We start from the raw sequence: 15,378 nt of genomic DNA, 5'->3' as shown, positions 1-15,378 counted from the left end.
CCTCGCACGCGCGCGAAACGGCAACCAGGTCGAAAGAGGGCAGATGGCGGACTTCTTCATCGGTGGGCAGTGGGTGGCCTCGCAGGCGGGGCGGACCAGGGAGATCCGGTGCCCGGCCAACGGTTCACTGGTCGCCGAGGTCGCCGAAGGCACGCGTGAGGACACCGAAGCGGCCATCGCCGCCGCGCGTGACGCCTTCGACAACGGACCGTGGCCGTCCACCCCGAGCTGGGAACGCGGGGACGTCCTGCTCCGGGTGGCGCAGCTGCTGGAGCGCGACAAGGCGAGCTTCGCCAGGGCGGAATCGCTCGACACCGGCAAGCGGCTGGTGGAGAGCGAGTACGACATGGCCGACATCGCCGCCTGCTTCCGCTACTTCGGCAAGCTGGCCGGGCAGGACAGCGGCCGGGTGGTCGACACCGGCAACCCGGACGCGATCAGCCGGATCACCTACGAGCCGGTGGGTGTCTGCGGGCTGATCACGCCGTGGAACTACCCGCTGCTGCAGACCGCGTGGAAGGTGGCCCCGGCGCTGGCCGCGGGCAACACCTTCGTGCTCAAGCCGAGCGAGCTGACCCCGCACACCTCGATCATGCTGATGCGCCTGCTGATGGAGGCCGGTGTCCCGGACGGGGTGGCCAACCTGGTGCTGGGCGCGGGTCCCGAGGCGGGCGCGCCGCTGTCCGAGCACCCCGACGTCGACCTGGTCTCGTTCACCGGCGGCCTGGCCACCGGCCGGATCGTCGCGGCGGCCGCCGCGGCCACGGTCAAGAAGGTGGCGCTGGAGCTGGGCGGCAAGAACCCGAACGTGGTCTTCGCCGACGCCGACTTCGACACCGCGGTGGACTTCGCGCTGACCGCGGTCTTCCTGCACTCCGGCCAGGTCTGCTCGGCCGGTGCCCGGCTGATCGTGCAGGAGGAACTGCACGACCGGCTGGTCGACGAGATCGTGCGCCGGGCCGAGCGGATCCGCATCGGCGGGCCGTTCGACCCCGACGCCGAGACCGGGCCGCTGATCTCCGAGGCCCACCTGGAGAAGGTGGAGCGGTACGTGGCCACCGCGATCGACGAGGGCGCGGTGCTGCGCACCGGCGGCAAGCGGCCGGAGGGCGAGAAGTTCACCGGCGGCCACTACTACCTGCCGACCGTGCTGGACGGCGTCAAGCAGGGCAGCTTCGCGGTGACCGAGGAGTCCTTCGGCCCGGTGCTGACCGTGGAGACCTTCACCGACGAGGACGACGCGGTCCGCATCGCCAACGACACGCACTACGGCCTGGCCGGCGGCGTGTTCACCTCGGACGTGTCCAAGGCGCAGCGGGTGGCGAACCGGCTGCGGCACGGCACGATCTGGATCAACGACTACCACCCGTACCTGCCGCAGGCCGAATGGGGCGGGTTCAAGCAGTCCGGGTTCGGCCGCGAACTGGGCCCGACCGGGCTGGCCGAGTACCAGGAAGCCAAGCACATCTACCAGAACACCCGCCCGGGACCGCAGCACTGGTTCTCCGGCGACCAGGGCTGAGCACGGCGAGCGAGAAGGACGGTGCGATGAGTCAGACCGACGACGGCCTGGCCGGTTTCGGGTACAAGCAGGAGCTGGAGAGAACGCTCGGCAACTTCCACACCTTCGCCGCGGGCATCTCCTACATCTCCATCCTCACCGGCACGTTCCAGCTCTTCTACTTCGGTTTCGGTTTCGGCGGGCCCGCCTACTGGTGGTCGTGGCCGATGGTGTTCGCCGGGCAGCTGATGGTCGCGCTGTCCTTCGCCGAGCTGGCCGCGCACTACCCGGTGGCCGGCTCGATCTACAACTGGTCGAAACGCCTCGGCAGCCCGCACGTGGCCTGGCTGGCGGGCTGGATGATGCTCACCGCGTCGATCGTCTCGATCGCCTCGGTGGCGCTGGCGTACCAGATCACGCTGCCGCAGATCCTCGGCTTCTTCCAGTTCGTGGAGAATCCCGCGGTCAACGCGGTGATCCTGGGCACCGCGTTCATCGTGTTCACCACCCTGGTCAACGCCTGGGGCGTGCAGCTGATGGCGCGCATCAACAGCGCCGGGGTGTTCATCGAGCTGATCGCCGCGGTGCTGCTGATCGTGCTGCTGGCGGCGAACATCACCCGCGGGCCCGAGGTGGTGATGGAGACCAGGGACGCCGGTGCCGGGCAGAGCGGCGGTTACCTCGGCGCGTTCCTGGTCGCCTCGCTCGCCTCGACCTACGTGATGTACGGCTTCGACACGGCCAGCTCGCTCGGTGAGGAGTCGCACGACCCGCGCCGCAACGCGCCGAAGGCCATCCTGCGCGCGCTGATCTTCTCCTTCCTGCTCGGCGGGCTGATCCTGCTGTTCGCGCTGATGGCGGTCGGCGACATCGGCAACCCGGAGATCGCCACCGGCGGCCTGCAGTTCATCGTGCTGGACGTGCTCGGCAGCACGGTCGGCAAGATCCTGCTGATCACCGTGGTCATCGCGATCACCGTGTGCATCCTGGCGGTGCAGTCGGCGGCCATCCGGATGATGTTCGCGATGGCACGCGACAACGCGCTGCCCGCCGGGTCGAAGCTGGCGCGGATCTCGCCGAAGACGAAGACGCCGGTGATCCCGGCGGTGGTGGCCGGGGTGATCGCGGTGGTCATCCTGCTGGTGAACATCAACCAGCCGCAGATCTTCACGGTGATCACCAGCATCGGCATCATCATGATCTACTTCGCCTACCTGCTGGTGACCGTGCCGATGCTGGCCAAGCGGCTGCGCGGGCAGTGGCCGCCGCCCGAGGTCGAGGGCAGGAAGTACTTCTCGCTGGGCAAGTTCGGCCTGCCGGTGAACATCCTCGGCGTGCTGTGGGGCGCGGGGATGATCGTGAACCTGGCGTGGCCGCGGCGGGAGGTCTACAACGCCACCGAGCCCTACCACTGGTACCTGCAGTGGGGCGCGGTGCTGTTCGTCGGCGCGGTGGCCGGGCTCGGCTTCGCCTACTACTGGTTCCGGCTGCGCCACCACACCGGCATCCTCGACGACCACCGGGCCGAAGAACCGAAAACCCAGGAGGAGACCGCGTGAGCGAAGAGTTCGACTACGTCATCGTGGGCGGGGGGACCGCCGGTTCGGTGCTGGCGGCACGCTTGTCGGAGGACTCGTCGGTCACCGTGTGCCTGCTCGAAGCCGGTCCGTCCGATGTGGACGATGACGCGATCCTGCGGCTGGACCGGTGGATGGGCCTGCTGGAGTCGGCCTACGACTGGGACTACCTGGTGGAGCCGCAGGAGTCGGGCAACTCGTTCCTGCGCCACGCCAGGGCGAAGGTGCTCGGCGGGTGTTCCTCGCACAACTCGTGCATCGCGTTCTGGGCCCCGGCCGAGGACCTGGACGAATGGGCCGCGCTGGGCCTGCCCGGCTGGTCGGCGGCGGACATCTTCCCGCTGTACAAAGAACTCGAGACCAACGACGGGCCGGGCGAGCACCACGGCCGGTCCGGGCCGGTGACCATCCGCTCGGTGCCGCCGCACGACCCGGTCGGCGTGGCGCTGCTCGAAGCCTGCGAGCAGGCGGGCATCCCGCGTACGGAGTTCAACTCCGGCAAGACCGTGACGCACGGCGCGAACTGGTTTCAGATCAACGCCCGCGAGGACGGCACCCGGTCCTCGGCCTCGGTGTCGTACCTGCACCCGATCATCGGGCAGCGGGCCAACCTGGAGGTCAGGACCGGGCTGCGGGCGAAGAAGCTGGTGTTCGAGGGCAAGCGCTGCGTCGGCGTCGAATACCAGGCGCCGGATCTGTTGCACAGCAACGAAATCCGCGCTCGTCGCGAGGTGATCCTGAGCGCGGGCGCGATCGACTCGCCCAAGCTGCTGATGCTTTCGGGCATCGGGCCCGCCGAGCACCTGCGCGAGGTCGGTGTCGAGGTGCTGGTGGACTCGCCGGGTGTCGGCGAGAACCTGCAGGACCACCCCGAGGGCCTGGTCCAGTGGGACGCCAAGCAGCCGATGGTCACCGAATCCACGCAGTGGTGGGAGATCGGCATCTTCACCACCACCGAGCCCGGGCTGGACCGGCCGGACCTGATGTTCCACTACGGCTCGGTGCCCTTCGACCTCAACACCCTGCGGCACGGCTACCCGACCACGGAGAACGGCTTCTGCCTGACGCCGAACGTGACGCGGAGCCGGTCGACCGGCACGGTCCGCCTGCGCACCAGGGACTTCCGCGACCGGCCGAAGGTGGATCCGCGGTACTTCACCGATCCGCACGACATGCGGGTGATGACCCACGGCGTGCGGCTGGCGCGGGAGATCGTGGCCCAGCCCGCGATGGCCGCGTACGCGGGCGCGGAACTGGCCCCGGGCGCCGAAGCGCAGAGCGACGACGAGATCGCCGACTACCTGCGCAAGACGCACAACACCGTGTACCACCCTTCGTGCACGGTGAAGATGGGCGGCCCCGGCGATCCGCTGGCACCGCTGGACGAACGTCTGCGGGTGCGCGGGGTCGAGGGCCTGCGGGTGTGCGACGGCTCGGCCATGCCGTTCCTGGTCGCGGTGAACCCGTGCATCACCACCATGGCCATCGGGGAACGCTGCGCCGACATGATCGCCGAAGACGCCTGACCCGACACGAATGTGGCTTTGGGGGCGACACCGCGCGCAGCTCCGTTGAGGGTGGAGGTGGGCGACGGGGGGGCCGATTCGGCCCCCAAAGCCACATTCGTGTCCCCGCCGGGGGTTACGGGTTCGAGGTGAGCAGGGAGCTGAAGCTGTCGTTGAACTCCCGGCCCACGTGCGCGAGGCGGTCACCGCCCCGGCCCGAGGGCTGGATGGTGTAGAAGCAGCACTGGCCGGGCTGGGCGCCGGTCTCCTGGAACAGCGTGCCCCACTGGTGGGTGCGGTTCCAGAACGAGGTGACCTGGTTGTCGGTGTTGCTGCCGTCGTTGAAGGTGAAGAACCGGAAGTTGACCACGGTGCAGGTCGGCTGGTTGCAGAACTTCTCGGTGAACGGCCCGCCGAAGTTCTCGTCGCGGTAGAGGCACAGTTCGCCGACGTCGCAGACCCCGTTGAGCACGTTGGCCTGGGACATCCCCGCGGTCTCGGCGGTGGCGGGCGCCATCCCCGACAAGGTCAGCAACAGGCCGAAGAAAGCGGCGATCAACGATCTCCTGACATTCGCGCGCATGAGCGTCCCCAGTCTCGAAAAAGGTGTCGGACCAGCGATGCTCCGACCCCCGTGACCAGCCCGTCAACGCACTTCACGCAGCGGTGAACGGCGAACGGCCTGCTCGCACTGGGTGGTCCTGCGCCGAGCTGATCCCGGGCCGCTTCCGCCTTTTCCTGCTCTACTACGCCTGAGACCGCCGCAGCTCACTGGAGCAGGGCGATGCATTCCACGTGGTGCGTCATCGGGAAGGCGTCGAAGGCGCGTAGTCCGGCCAGTTCGTAGCCGTGCTCGGCGAAGGTGGCCAGGTCCCTGGCCAGCGCGGCGGGATCACAGGCGACGTAGACCACGCGTTCCGGTGAACCTTCGGCGATCGCGTCGACCACCGCCTTGCCCGCGCCCTTGCGCGGCGGGTCGAGCACCACCACGTCCGGGCGTTCGTCGTCCGGGTCGAGCGCGTCCAGCACGTCCTCGACCCGGCCCGAGCGCCAGTGCACCTGCGGCAGGTCCACCAGGTTCGCCGTCCCGTCGACGACCGCGCGCCTGCCGGATTCGACCGCCAGCACGTTCCCCCGCGGCCCGACCTGCTCGGCCAGTACCGAAGCGAACAAGCCGACGCCCGCATACAGGTCCCACACGCGCCCGGTGCGCGGTGCCCGTGCCCACTCGCCCACCGCCGCGGCGAAGGTGTCCGCGGCGGCCGGGTGCACCTGCCAGAAACCGTGGGCGTCCAGCCGCCAGTCGCGGCCGGCGGCGCGCTGCACGGCGACCCCGGTGCTGTCCACGTGCACCTGTCCGTCGACGTCCGCGGCGACCTCGATCTCACTGCCGGGGCGCCAGGTCCGCGCCAGCACGTCGTCCAGCGCACCGGGCACGGTGATCGGGCACCCGTTGCCCGCCAACGGGATCACCCGGTGACTGCGGTGGGCCCGCAACCCCGCGCGCCCGTCACGACCGGCCACCAGCCGCACCCGCGTCCGCCAGCCCAGTGGACCGCCGGGCAGTTCCTCGACCTCGACCTCCCTCGAGAGGCCTGCCAGCCGCTGGAGTTGCTCGGCGACCACCGCGCCCTTCAGTTCCCGTTGTGCCGCAGGCGAAGCGTGCTGCCAGTCGCAGCCACCACAGCGGCCGGGACCAGCCAGCGGGCACGGCGGTTCCACGCGTTCCGGGACCGCGGTCAGCACCTCGACCACGTCGGCCCGGCAGAACGAACCACCCTTGTCCTCGGTGACCTCGGCGACCACCCGCTCCCCCGGCAGGCCGTGGCGGACGAACACGACCCGCCCCTCGGCCCTGGCCACGCAGTGCCCGCCGTGCGCGACCGCGCCGATCTCCAGCTCGATCCGGCGCCCGGTCCATTCCTCGCTCATTTACCGCCCTCGGAAGATCGTGAACCCAGCAGGCCGCGGCGCACGTCACCGGCGGCCGGGCGCTCGCGGTCGGCGCGGTCGAAGGCCTTGGCCGACGACTTCAGCTGCCACGGCACGCTCGTCACCATGATGCCCGGCTGGAACAGCAGCCTGCCCTTGAGCCGCAGCGCGCTCTGGTTGTGCAGGATCTGCTCCCACCAGTGCCCGACCACGTACTCCGGGATGAACACGGTGACCACGTGCCGCGGGTTGTCGCCCCGGATCCGCTTGACGTAGTCCAGCACCGGCTTGGTGATCTCGCGGTAAGGCGACTCGATCACCTTCAGCGGCACCTTGAAGTCGTGCTTGCTCCACGCCGAGACGAGCTTGCGGGTGTCGGTGTCGTCCACGTTGACGGTGACCGCTTCGAGCACGTCCGGCCGGGTCGCCTTGGCGTAGGCGAGCGCCCGCAGCGTCGGCCGGTGCAACTGCGACACCAGCACCACGGCGTGGTTGCGCGAAGGCAGCACGGCGGGCTTTTCGTCTTCTTTGCGCAGTTCCTCGGCCACCCGGTCGTAGTGCTTCCGGATCGCGCTCATCAGCAGGAAGATCAGCACCATCGCGACGATGGCGATCCACGCGCCCGCCAGGAACTTGGTGATCAGCACGATGACCAGCACCGACCCGGTCATCACCAGCCCGAAGGTGTTGATCCCCTGCGACTGCCGCATCCGGCGCCGCTCGGCGGGCTCGGTGGTCCTGGCCAGCAGCCGGTTCCAGTGCCGCAGCATGCCGATCTGGCTCAGCGTGAACGAGACGAACACCCCGACGGTGTAGAGCGGGATCAGCCGGGTCACCTCGGCCTCGAAGGCGATCACCAGCACCACGGCGAACCCGGCCAGGAACAGGATGCCGTTGGAGAAGGCCAGCCGGTCACCGCGGGTGTGCAGCTGCCGCGGCAGGAACCGGTCCTGCGCCAGGATCGAGCCGAGCACCGGGAAGCCGTTGAACGCGGTGTTCGCGGCCAGCACCAGGATCAGCCCGGTGACCACGATGACGAAGAAGGAACCGAAGCCGAACCCGGAGAACACCGTGTGCGCCAGCTGCACGATCAGCGTGTCCTGGGTGTAGCCGGGCGGGGCGTTGAGCAGCTGGCTCTGCGGGTGCTCGGCCAGCACCACCCCGGTCTCGCGCGCCAGCACGATGATGCCCATGAACATGGTCACCGCGATCGTGCCGAGCAGCAGCAGCGTGGTGGCCGCGTTGCGGGACTTGGGTTTGCGGAAGGCGGGCACGCCGTTGCTGATCGCCTCCACCCCGGTCAGCGCGGCGCAGCCCTGGGTGAACGCGCGCAGCACCAGGAAGATCATCGCCAGGCCGGTCAGGTGCTCGTTGTCCTCGGCCAGCTGCAGCCCGGCGCTGTCCGCGCGCAGTTCCTCGCCGGCGATCAGCGTCCGGTAGAGCCCGATGCCGATCATCACGAAGATGCCGACCATGAACGCGTAGGTGGGCACCGCGAAGGTACTGCCCGATTCGCGAATTCCGCGCAGGTTCATCGCCGACAGGAGCAGGATGGCGCCGACGCAGAAGAGCACCTTGTGCTCGGCCACGAAGGGGACCAGCGCGCCGATGTTCGCCGCCGCCGAGGAGATGGACACCGCCACCGTGAGCACGTAGTCGACCAGCAGCGCGCTGGCCACGGTCAGGCCCGCCCGCGGGCCGATGTTGACCGTGGCGACCTCGTAGTCACCACCGCCGCTCGGGTAGGCGTGCACGTTCTGCCGGTAGCTGGCGACCACGGCCAGCATCACCACGACCACGACCAGCCCGATCCACGGCGACATGGTGAACGCGGCGAGGCCGGCGACGCTGAGCGTCAGGAAGATCTCCTGCGGCGCGTAGGCCACGCTGGACAGCGCGTCGGAGGCGAACACCGGCAGGGCGATCCGCTTGGGCAAGAGGTTGTGGGCCAGTCGGTCGCTGCGGAACGGCCGGCCGAGTACCAGCCGCTTGGCCGCGGTGGCGAACTTGGACACGGGCGAAGGGTAATCCAGTCCTCACCCGTCCGGCCGAGCGCCGCGCGGTAAGGCGCCCTCCCCCACCCCGGGTGCTGCCGGTAGGTTCTCGGCTGGTGTGTGAGATTAGGGAGGCGCAACGGTGCACGTGGTGATCATGGGGTGCGGCCGGGTCGGCGCATCGCTGGCCGCCGCGCTCGGACGGCTCGGCCACGAGGTGGCGGTGATCGACCGCAGCCAGCAGGCGTTCCGCAGGCTGGGCAGCGACTTCCACGGCCAGCAGGTGGTCGGGGTGGGGTTCGACCGGCAGGTGCTGATCGAGGCGGGCATCGAGCGGGCCGGGGCGTTCGCGGCGGTGTCCAGCGGGGACAACTCGAACATCATCTCGGCCAGGGTGGCCAGGGAGACCTTCGGCGTCGAGCACGTGGTGGCGCGGATCTACGACCACAAGCGCGCCGCGGTCTACGAGCGCCTGGGCATCCCGACGGTGGCCACCGTGCCGTGGACCACCGACCGCTTCCTGCGCACCCTGCTGCCCGACGGGGTCGCCTCGGCCTGGCGTGACCCCTCCGGCACGGTCGCCCTGCTGCAGTTGCCGCTGCACGAGGACTGGATCGGCCGCAGCGTGGCCCAGTTGCAGGCCGAGACCGGCGCGCGGGTGGCCTTCATCATGCGCTTCGGCACCGGCGTGCTGCCCGATTCGAAGGCCGTGCTGCAGTCCGGGGACCTGGTCTACGTGGCCGCGCATTCGGGCACGGTGAGCGACGTGACGAGCGTGGCCTCACGCGCCCCGGAGGAGGAGAGCTGATGCGGGTCGCCATTGCCGGAGCCGGCGCGGTCGGCCGGTCCATCGCCGCGGAACTGGTCGACGCCGGGCACCAGGTGATGCTCATCGAGCGCCAGGCCGACCAGTTCATGCCGGAGACGGTGGAGCAGGCCGACTGGGTGCTCGGGGACGCCTGCGAGGTCTCCACCCTGGAAGAGTCCGACATCGAGCTGTGCGACGTGGTGATCGCGGCCACCGGGGACGACAAGGTCAACCTGGTGGTCTCGTTGCTGGCGAAGACCGAGTTCGCGGTGCGTCGGGTGGTGGCCAGGGTGAACAACCCGGCCAACGAGTGGCTGTTCAACGACGCCTGGGGGGTGGACGTGGCGGTGTCCACCCCGCGCATGCTGGCGGCGATGGTGGAGGAGGCGGTCAGCGTCGGCGACCTGGTGCGGTTGATGACCTTCCGGCAGAGCCAGGCGAACCTGGTGGAGATCACCCTGCCGGAGGAGACCCCGCTGGCCGGGCGCCCGGTGCGCGACCTGGCGCTGCCGCGCGACGCGGCGCTGGTGACCATCCTGCGCGGCGAGCGGGTGATCGTGCCGCAGCCGGAGGACCCACTGGAGGCGGGCGACGAGCTGCTGTTCGTCTCGCAGTCCGATGTGGAACCGGAGATCCGCGCGGCGCTGGGGTACTGATCGGCTGATATGGCCCAACCAGTCTGGCCGGCGCGCTACCGCATCGACCCGGAAAGCCTGCGGGAGAAGGTCGAGAACCCGGCCGAACTCACCCTGTGGCTCGACGCGGCACTGGCCCGGCCCGCACCGGCCGACCCCGAGGACGAACGCGCCCACCGCACCGCCATCGGCGTCGCCGCCCGGCTCCTGGAACGGCTCGACGAAGCCGAAACCCAGCTGGGGCGCGCGGTCGAGCTGGCGACGCGGCCGCGGGACGCGGTGCTGGCGCGGGTCCGCCTGGCCCACGTGCACCAGTGGCAGGGCCGGTTCACCCTCGCCGAATCCGAGTTCCGGCACTGCCTCCGCGACGCCCACCTGGCCGGTGACCAGGTGCACTTCGTCTACCAGCACGCCGGGAAGTGCGCCTACGACGCCGGGGACTGGGTGCTCGCGCGGGAGCGGTTCGCCACCGCGATGCGCCTGCGGCTCTACGGCGGCGACGAGGAGCTGATCGAGACCACCAGGACCGCGCTGGACGCCGCCGACGCGGCGGTCACCGCGGCCGCGGCCGGCGCCGAACTGGACCGCCTGGTGCCCGCGGTGCACAAGCTCACCGCGACCCGGCTGGCCCCGGCCATCTTCGACCGGCACGGCCTGCCGCCGCACGCGGGCACGCTGGTCGAACTCGGCCTGCTCGGGGTGTCGAAACCGGTGCCGCTGGAGGTGGTGCGCGGGCTGCACCGCTACGCCACCGGGCTGGAGGCACGGCTCGACGCGCTGGTGGCCGCCGGCTGGCTGCTCAAAACGGCCAAAACGGTCGTGGTGAGCTCGCGGGGGCGCGCGCTTTTGCGCCAGTTGGCGGTCGCGCAGGCGCAGACGGCCCGCACCCTTTGGGGGGAACCGGTTCTAGGTAAGTCACTAGCCGACGAGGTCGTCCTCGGCGCCGCGGGCACCTCCGGCGGACCGGTTTTCGACGCCGTCGCGAGGCTCGCCGAGCACAATCCCGACCCCGGCGTGGCGGGTGACCTGTTCCACCGCCTGAACGCGCTGCGTCACCACCGGGCGGACGCGCACGCGGTCGCGTGGCAGGCCGAAGGACACACCGTGCGCTCGGTCCGGCGGCTCGCCGCGGGTTCGCCGGAACGCGTCCGGATCGACGCGCTGACCGACCGGATCGCCGCGCGCGCCTTCCGGCCGCTCTCGCACGACCGGCGGACCGAGGTGCTCAGCGTGCTGCGCGGCCTGCGCCACGAGCCCCTTCTCTGAAGCGCGGTTACGAGGGCTGATCCGGCGTCTGGGCGTACTTCTGCCGCAGCCGGGCCTCCGCCTCCTCGTCGGTCTCCTCGGCCGGCTCAGGCCCTTCTTCCGCTTCGCGCTCCTTGATGCGCTTGTCCGCCCGCCGGATCGCCCACACCACCACGATCAGCGCCAGGCCCCACAGCGGATAGCCCATGGCGATCTTCGCGAACGCCAGCCAGCCGGTGTAGTCCTCCTCGTAGAGCCAGCGCTGCACGATGAACCGGGCACCGAAGACGGCGGCCAGCGCCGCGGTGGCCAGGTCGTAGCCGTAGACCGAGGACTTGTCCTTCTTCCACTTCATCGGCACGCGGTTCATCACGCTCCACAGCACGCCGACCAGCGGGTACCGGAACACGATGGTGATCGCCACGATGGCGAAGCAGACCAGGCTGAACCAGATCCCGACCAGGAAGAAGCCCTTCGCCGAACCCGTGCGGTAGGCGATGAACCCGGAGATGGCGATGCCGATGAACCCGGAGATGGCCGGCTTGAGCGGCTCCTTGCGGACCGCGCGGAAGACGACGAAGAACACCCCGACCCCGACCGCGCTCCAGATGCCCGGCATCAGCCCGGCGAACGAGTTCACCAGCACGAAAACCATCACCGGGAAGGAGGAGTAGAACAGCCCGATCGCGCCGCCCATGTCCTCCCAGACGGTGGGCATCTTGCGTTCTTGCTGCCCGGTCTCGCCGTCGGCGTCCTTGCGATCGGTTCGCGGGTTTTCGCTCACGGTGTGTTACCACTCTGCTCGAGGTGCACGGACACGCGCGGCGTCAGGAAGTCACCTGCAACTCGTAGTACGGGTTGTAGAGCACCTTGCGGCCGTCGCGGTCCGCCATCCTGCCACGTGCCTTCACCGTCCGCCCAGGCTCGATACCCGGGATGCGCCGGCGGCCGAGCCAGACGAGGGTGACCCCGTCGGTCCCGTCGAAGAGTTCGGCCTCCAGCGTGGCCACTTCGCTCGAGGGGCACAGTTCGACGCTTCTGAGGCGCCCGAGCACAGTCACTTCCTCGCCCGAACGGCAGTCGCAGGCACGGCGCGCACCGGACTTTTCGGACTCTTCGGAGAGGTCGTCGGCGTCGAGTTCGTCGACGTCGGTGGTCAGCTTGCGAACCAACCGGCTGAAGTAGCCGCCGTCTTTGGCGGGCATATGCGGTGCTCCTGTGCTCCGGGGCCCCCGACTTGAACGGCCCGTGCCTTACCAGCGTAGCTTTCCCTGGCCAGGAAAACTCCTCCCGGACCAGGATCGCAACGTGACCTGCACAATGCCGTCCGCGCCGTGGGCGCCCGCCGTTCTGTTGCCCGGCACCGGATCCGACGAGGTCTTCGTCCGATCGGTGTTCGCCGGGCCACTGACCGGGGCCGGGATGACGCTCATCGCGCCGCCACCGCCCGCCGACGGCACCGCGCTGGTCGAGGGCTACCTCGCCGCCTTCACCGCCGCCGCGGCGGAAACCGGCGGGAAACTGCTGGTCGGCGGCGTCTCCCTGGGTGCGCACCTGGCGGCGGAATGGGCGGTCGCCAACCCGGAACGGTGTTCAGGCCTGCTGCTCGCACTGCCCGCGTGGAACGGCGTGCCGGACGGGGCTCCGGCGTCGGTCGCGGCCCGCTACTCGGCGGATCTCGTGGAACGGGACGGCTTGACCGCCGCGCTGGCGGTCGCGACCGACGGTGTCGCCCCCTGGCTGGCGGCCGAACTCCGGCGCGCCTGGCCCCGCCACGGCGCCGCACTCGCGGCCGGTCTGCGGGCCGCGGGCGCCCATCCGGCGCCGACCCTGGATGCCTTGGCACAGTTGCGAATCCCGGTGGGAATTGCCGCGTGCACAGACGATCCCGTACATCCCGCCACGGTCGCCCACGCCTGGGCGGCGGCGCTCCCCCAGGCATGTGTGCGGGAGACCACCCTCACGGCACTGGGCGAAGACCGGGAGTCCCTCGGCCGTGCCGCCGTGACCGCCTGGCGATCCGCGAGCGACCTCTACAGCCGCCCCGGTCCACCACCTCGATGACGGCTTGCTCGACTGGTTGAGCGGCCTGGACGAGCAGGCGCTGACGAACGTGCTGACCCAGCGGCCGTTGCTCCTCGAACCACCCCGGCCGCGCCGGCTCGAAGACATCGCCGCGCGCCTGTGGTGACCGCCGCTGACCACCCCGGAGGACCAGTTCCGGCGGGCCGTTCAACTGTGCCGCTCGCTCGGGCGGGAGCCGAGGATCCCCGCGGTGGCGGGAATCCTCGGCACCACGGCCGCGGAAGTCGAGCCCATCGTGGCCGCGCTGGGCGAGCGGGCCCTCGCGTGGCGGACGCACTCGGGCACGCTCGGCGCCCAGCACGGCCTTCCGGCCCCCCGTACGCGGTTACTCGCCCTCTTCCGCGACAGCGAGCGGACTCGTGCGCCGCCGCGCTCCGCTTCCTGGACCGGGACCACGCGGTCGCGGCTGCCGAACCCCTCCCACTGCGCAAGACCGGGCAGGTCGGCGCCCGGCTGGTCAACCGGCTCGTCAAGCTGAGCGGGGGCGCTGGCCATGGCCATCCACGCCGAACTGCTCGAAGTGACCGAGGAAGGCACGCTCGTACCGTCCGGCCTGCTCGCCGCGGCGGGGCGAATCGCCGGCCCGGCCCCGTACGAGGAGTCCCGGCGCGCGGACCTGGCCCGGCGACTGCGCCAGGTACCGGCCAAAGCTCCCGAACGAGACCTCCGGGCACTGGTCGACGCCCTCGGCGCGCTGCCGGAGGACCGTCTCGGCCCGCTGCCGGCCGGCGTACCGGTCGAAATCCGCTACGACGGGGAACGGCTCGTGGCCATGGGAACGGAACTGCGCGAGGACTCGGTCGAGCCGTGGGACGTCGAACGGGCCGAATACCGGACACTGCTCGCCTCGCGCATCACCTGACCCGCCTCTCGAATGCTATGAGTGGGGCATTACTTGCATTCATTGCTAGTAAAGCCCCACTCCTAGCATTGCCCGGCGGATCAGCCGCCTTGTTGCTGCTGGGCGGCGATGTGCTGCTGCACGGCTTCCGGCAGCTCAATGGTCAGCGGGGTGCGCACCGGCATCGGCGAGTCGCCGCGCACGACGATGGTGTGCCGCACAATCTCGCGCAGCACGTCCGGCGCCGCGGCCGCCTGCGACTGCGGGCCCGCGATCACCCCGCGCAGCATCCAGCGCGGCCCGTCGACGCCGATGAACCGCAGCGCGACCTCACCGACGATCGCCGAGAGCTCCAGGCCCCATTCGCCGCGGCCCGGCTGCACCTTCGCGCCGTCGGCGCGCAGCTGCTCGGTCAGCTCGCCGCACACCTCGGTCCACAGGCCACCGGACTTCGGCGCGGCGTACCCGCTGACCGTGACCTGCCCCACCGGGGTCACCACGTGCACCGCGCGCACGCCACCGCTGGCCTGGTCCATCTCGACCTGCACCTGCGCGCCCTCGGGCACCGGCACCCGCACCGACCCCAGGTCGATGCGCGGGAGCCCGTCCTCCGGGGCGTCGGCGATGTCGTAGGGACCGCTCGTGACCTCCGGATCGAGGTACGCGTCGTCGAAGTCGTCGTCCCCGTCATCCGGTGCCGCGTGCCGGCCCCTCGGCCGTTCGTCGCCGGCCTCGGCGCGCCGCTTACGTCCGAAAATCCCCACTACTTCTCCGTTTCCTCACCGGCGGGTACGCCGGAGCTCAACACCGCGTGGCCGCCGGTCGACCCGTAACCGCCGCCGCCGCGCTCGGTCTCCGGCAACTCCGCCACCTCCACGAACCGCGCGTGCTCGACGCGCTGCACGACCAGTTGCGCGATCCGGTCCCCGCGCGCCAGCTTCAGCGGCTCCCGCGGATCGTGGTTGATCAGGCAGACCCTGATCTCCCCGCGGTAGCCCGAGTCGATCGTGCCCGGGGTGTTCACCACCGACAGCCCGGCCCTGGCCGCCAGGCCCGACCGCGGGTGCACGAACCCCGCGTAACCCTCGGGGAGCGCGATCGCGACCCCGGTTCCGACCACCACCCGCTCCCCCGGATCGAGCACCACGTCCTCGGTGGTGACGAGATCGGCACCGGCGTCACCCGGCCGGGCGTAGCCGGGCAACGGGACGCCGGGATCTACCCGGGAGAGGAGTACCTGCACGCTGGACACGGG

The 15,378-nt window shown here is 70.5% G+C and carries 16 protein-coding genes; 9 read left to right on the top strand and 7 right to left on the bottom strand.

The genetic code is table 11. From position 1 onward, the window contains the following. Positions 1-43 precede the first annotated feature (43 nt). Genes JOM49_RS19690 through JOM49_RS19680 form a run of 3 tightly spaced genes read left to right on the top strand, consistent with a single transcriptional unit; the run spans position 44 to position 4,604 of the window. Entirely contained in the window at positions 44-1,522 is a 1,479-nt protein-coding gene (locus tag JOM49_RS19690; protein ID WP_209665740.1) for an aldehyde dehydrogenase family protein, read from the top strand. A gap of 26 nt (positions 1,523-1,548) precedes the next feature. Beyond that, a complete protein-coding gene (locus JOM49_RS19685) occupies positions 1,549-3,060 on the top strand; it encodes an APC family permease (protein WP_209665739.1) in 1,512 nt (503 codons plus the stop codon). Then, positions 3,057-4,604 carry a GMC family oxidoreductase gene (locus JOM49_RS19680; RefSeq protein ID WP_209665738.1) on the top strand — a complete coding sequence of 516 codons (1,548 nt, stop codon included), beginning with the start codon at positions 3,057-3,059 and terminating at the stop codon, positions 4,602-4,604. The genes JOM49_RS19685 and JOM49_RS19680 overlap by 4 nt, the downstream gene beginning before the upstream one ends. A 115-nt stretch (positions 4,605-4,719) precedes the next feature. Here the strand turns inward: JOM49_RS19680 and JOM49_RS19675 are convergent, their stop codons facing one another. The 3 genes from JOM49_RS19675 to JOM49_RS19665 form a co-directional block, all read right to left on the bottom strand. Further along, positions 4,720-5,142 carry a peptidase inhibitor family I36 protein gene (locus tag JOM49_RS19675; RefSeq protein ID WP_209665737.1) on the bottom strand — a complete coding sequence of 141 codons (423 nt, stop codon included), beginning with the start codon at positions 5,140-5,142 and terminating at the stop codon, positions 4,720-4,722. Positions 5,143-5,351: 209 nt separating this feature from the next. Continuing rightward, a complete protein-coding gene (locus JOM49_RS19670) occupies positions 5,352-6,515 on the bottom strand; it encodes a class I SAM-dependent RNA methyltransferase (RefSeq protein WP_209665736.1) in 1,164 nt (387 codons plus the stop codon). Continuing rightward, positions 6,512-8,530: an APC family permease gene (locus tag JOM49_RS19665; protein ID WP_209665735.1), complete on the bottom strand. Its 2,019-nt coding sequence runs from the start codon at positions 8,528-8,530 to the stop codon at positions 6,512-6,514. The genes JOM49_RS19670 and JOM49_RS19665 overlap by 4 nt, the downstream gene beginning before the upstream one ends. Positions 8,531-8,651: 121 nt before the next feature. On the opposite strand from JOM49_RS19665, the gene JOM49_RS19660 reads away from it, so the two are divergent. The 3 genes from JOM49_RS19660 to JOM49_RS19650 are packed head-to-tail and all read left to right on the top strand — an operon-like array spanning position 8,652 to position 11,218. Further along, on the top strand, positions 8,652-9,317 hold the full coding sequence (locus JOM49_RS19660) for a potassium channel family protein (RefSeq protein ID WP_209665734.1): 666 nt from the start codon (positions 8,652-8,654) through the stop codon (positions 9,315-9,317). Next, positions 9,317-9,973 (top strand): potassium channel family protein, encoded by a 657-nt coding sequence (locus JOM49_RS19655; RefSeq protein ID WP_209665733.1) that lies wholly within the window; start codon positions 9,317-9,319, stop codon positions 9,971-9,973. The genes JOM49_RS19660 and JOM49_RS19655 overlap by 1 nt, the downstream gene beginning before the upstream one ends. Positions 9,974-9,982: 9 nt before the next feature. Then, a complete protein-coding gene (locus tag JOM49_RS19650; protein WP_209665732.1) occupies positions 9,983-11,218 on the top strand; it encodes a tetratricopeptide repeat protein in 1,236 nt (411 codons plus the stop codon). A 7-nt stretch (positions 11,219-11,225) separates the two neighbouring features. On the opposite strand, the gene JOM49_RS19645 is transcribed toward JOM49_RS19650, so the two are convergent. Next, positions 11,226-11,915, bottom strand: coding sequence for a DUF3159 domain-containing protein (locus JOM49_RS19645; protein WP_209671368.1), 690 nt, complete (start codon positions 11,913-11,915; stop codon positions 11,226-11,228). A 109-nt stretch (positions 11,916-12,024) separates the two neighbouring features. Further along, positions 12,025-12,402, bottom strand: coding sequence for an OB-fold nucleic acid binding domain-containing protein (locus tag JOM49_RS19640; RefSeq protein ID WP_209665731.1), 378 nt, complete (start codon positions 12,400-12,402; stop codon positions 12,025-12,027). 115 nt (positions 12,403-12,517) lie between these two features. Between JOM49_RS19640 and JOM49_RS19635 the strand changes: the two genes are divergently transcribed. The 3 genes from JOM49_RS19635 to JOM49_RS19630 all read left to right on the top strand — a co-directional run bounded on the left by JOM49_RS19635 (position 12,518) and on the right by JOM49_RS19630 (position 14,144). Then, a complete protein-coding gene (locus JOM49_RS19635) occupies positions 12,518-13,261 on the top strand; it encodes an alpha/beta fold hydrolase (RefSeq protein WP_209671367.1) in 744 nt (247 codons plus the stop codon). A 4-nt stretch (positions 13,262-13,265) separates the two neighbouring features. Continuing rightward, positions 13,266-13,388 (top strand): hypothetical protein, encoded by a 123-nt coding sequence (locus JOM49_RS43740; protein WP_281068323.1) that lies wholly within the window; start codon positions 13,266-13,268, stop codon positions 13,386-13,388. A 387-nt stretch (positions 13,389-13,775) separates the two neighbouring features. Then, complete coding sequence (locus tag JOM49_RS19630) at positions 13,776-14,144, top strand: hypothetical protein (protein WP_209665730.1); 369 nt, start codon at positions 13,776-13,778, stop codon at positions 14,142-14,144. 80 nt (positions 14,145-14,224) lie between these two features. On the opposite strand, the gene JOM49_RS19625 is transcribed toward JOM49_RS19630, so the two are convergent. Together JOM49_RS19625 and dut are read right to left on the bottom strand one after the other, a co-directional pair. Next, positions 14,225-14,887 carry a DUF3710 domain-containing protein gene (locus JOM49_RS19625; RefSeq protein ID WP_209665729.1) on the bottom strand — a complete coding sequence of 221 codons (663 nt, stop codon included), beginning with the start codon at positions 14,885-14,887 and terminating at the stop codon, positions 14,225-14,227. Further along, positions 14,887-15,375: a dUTP diphosphatase gene (dut, locus tag JOM49_RS19620; protein WP_209665728.1), complete on the bottom strand. Its 489-nt coding sequence runs from the start codon at positions 15,373-15,375 to the stop codon at positions 14,887-14,889. The genes JOM49_RS19625 and dut overlap by 1 nt, the downstream gene beginning before the upstream one ends. Between the last annotated feature and the right edge of the window lie 3 nt (positions 15,376-15,378).

This window comes from Amycolatopsis magusensis, assembly GCF_017875555.1.
GTDB lineage: Bacteria > Actinomycetota > Actinomycetes > Mycobacteriales > Pseudonocardiaceae > Amycolatopsis > Amycolatopsis magusensis.
The sequence above is the reverse complement of the archived record's forward strand: the minus strand, read 5'-3'. Positions and strand labels throughout refer to the sequence as shown.

What these genes read in the sequence shown, in the direction of transcription:
- JOM49_RS19635 (WP_209671367.1), top strand. Translation starts at nt 12,518, where the DNA reads ATGCCGTCCGCGCCGTGGGCGCCCGCCGTTCTGTTGCCCGGCACCGGA.
- JOM49_RS19630 (WP_209665730.1), top strand. Translation starts at nt 13,776, where the DNA reads ATGGCCATCCACGCCGAACTGCTCGAAGTGACCGAGGAAGGCACGCTC.
- JOM49_RS19645 (WP_209671368.1), bottom strand. Translation starts at nt 11,915, where the DNA reads ATGCCCACCGTCTGGGAGGACATGGGCGGCGCGATCGGGCTGTTCTAC.
- JOM49_RS19685 (WP_209665739.1), top strand. Translation starts at nt 1,549, where the DNA reads ATGAGTCAGACCGACGACGGCCTGGCCGGTTTCGGGTACAAGCAGGAG.
- JOM49_RS19640 (WP_209665731.1), bottom strand. Translation starts at nt 12,402, where the DNA reads ATGCCCGCCAAAGACGGCGGCTACTTCAGCCGGTTGGTTCGCAAGCTG.
- JOM49_RS19655 (WP_209665733.1), top strand. Translation starts at nt 9,317, where the DNA reads ATGCGGGTCGCCATTGCCGGAGCCGGCGCGGTCGGCCGGTCCATCGCC.
- JOM49_RS19670 (WP_209665736.1), bottom strand. Translation starts at nt 6,515, where the DNA reads ATGAGCGAGGAATGGACCGGGCGCCGGATCGAGCTGGAGATCGGCGCG.
- JOM49_RS19650 (WP_209665732.1), top strand. Translation starts at nt 9,983, where the DNA reads ATGGCCCAACCAGTCTGGCCGGCGCGCTACCGCATCGACCCGGAAAGC.
- JOM49_RS19690 (WP_209665740.1), top strand. Translation starts at nt 44, where the DNA reads ATGGCGGACTTCTTCATCGGTGGGCAGTGGGTGGCCTCGCAGGCGGGG.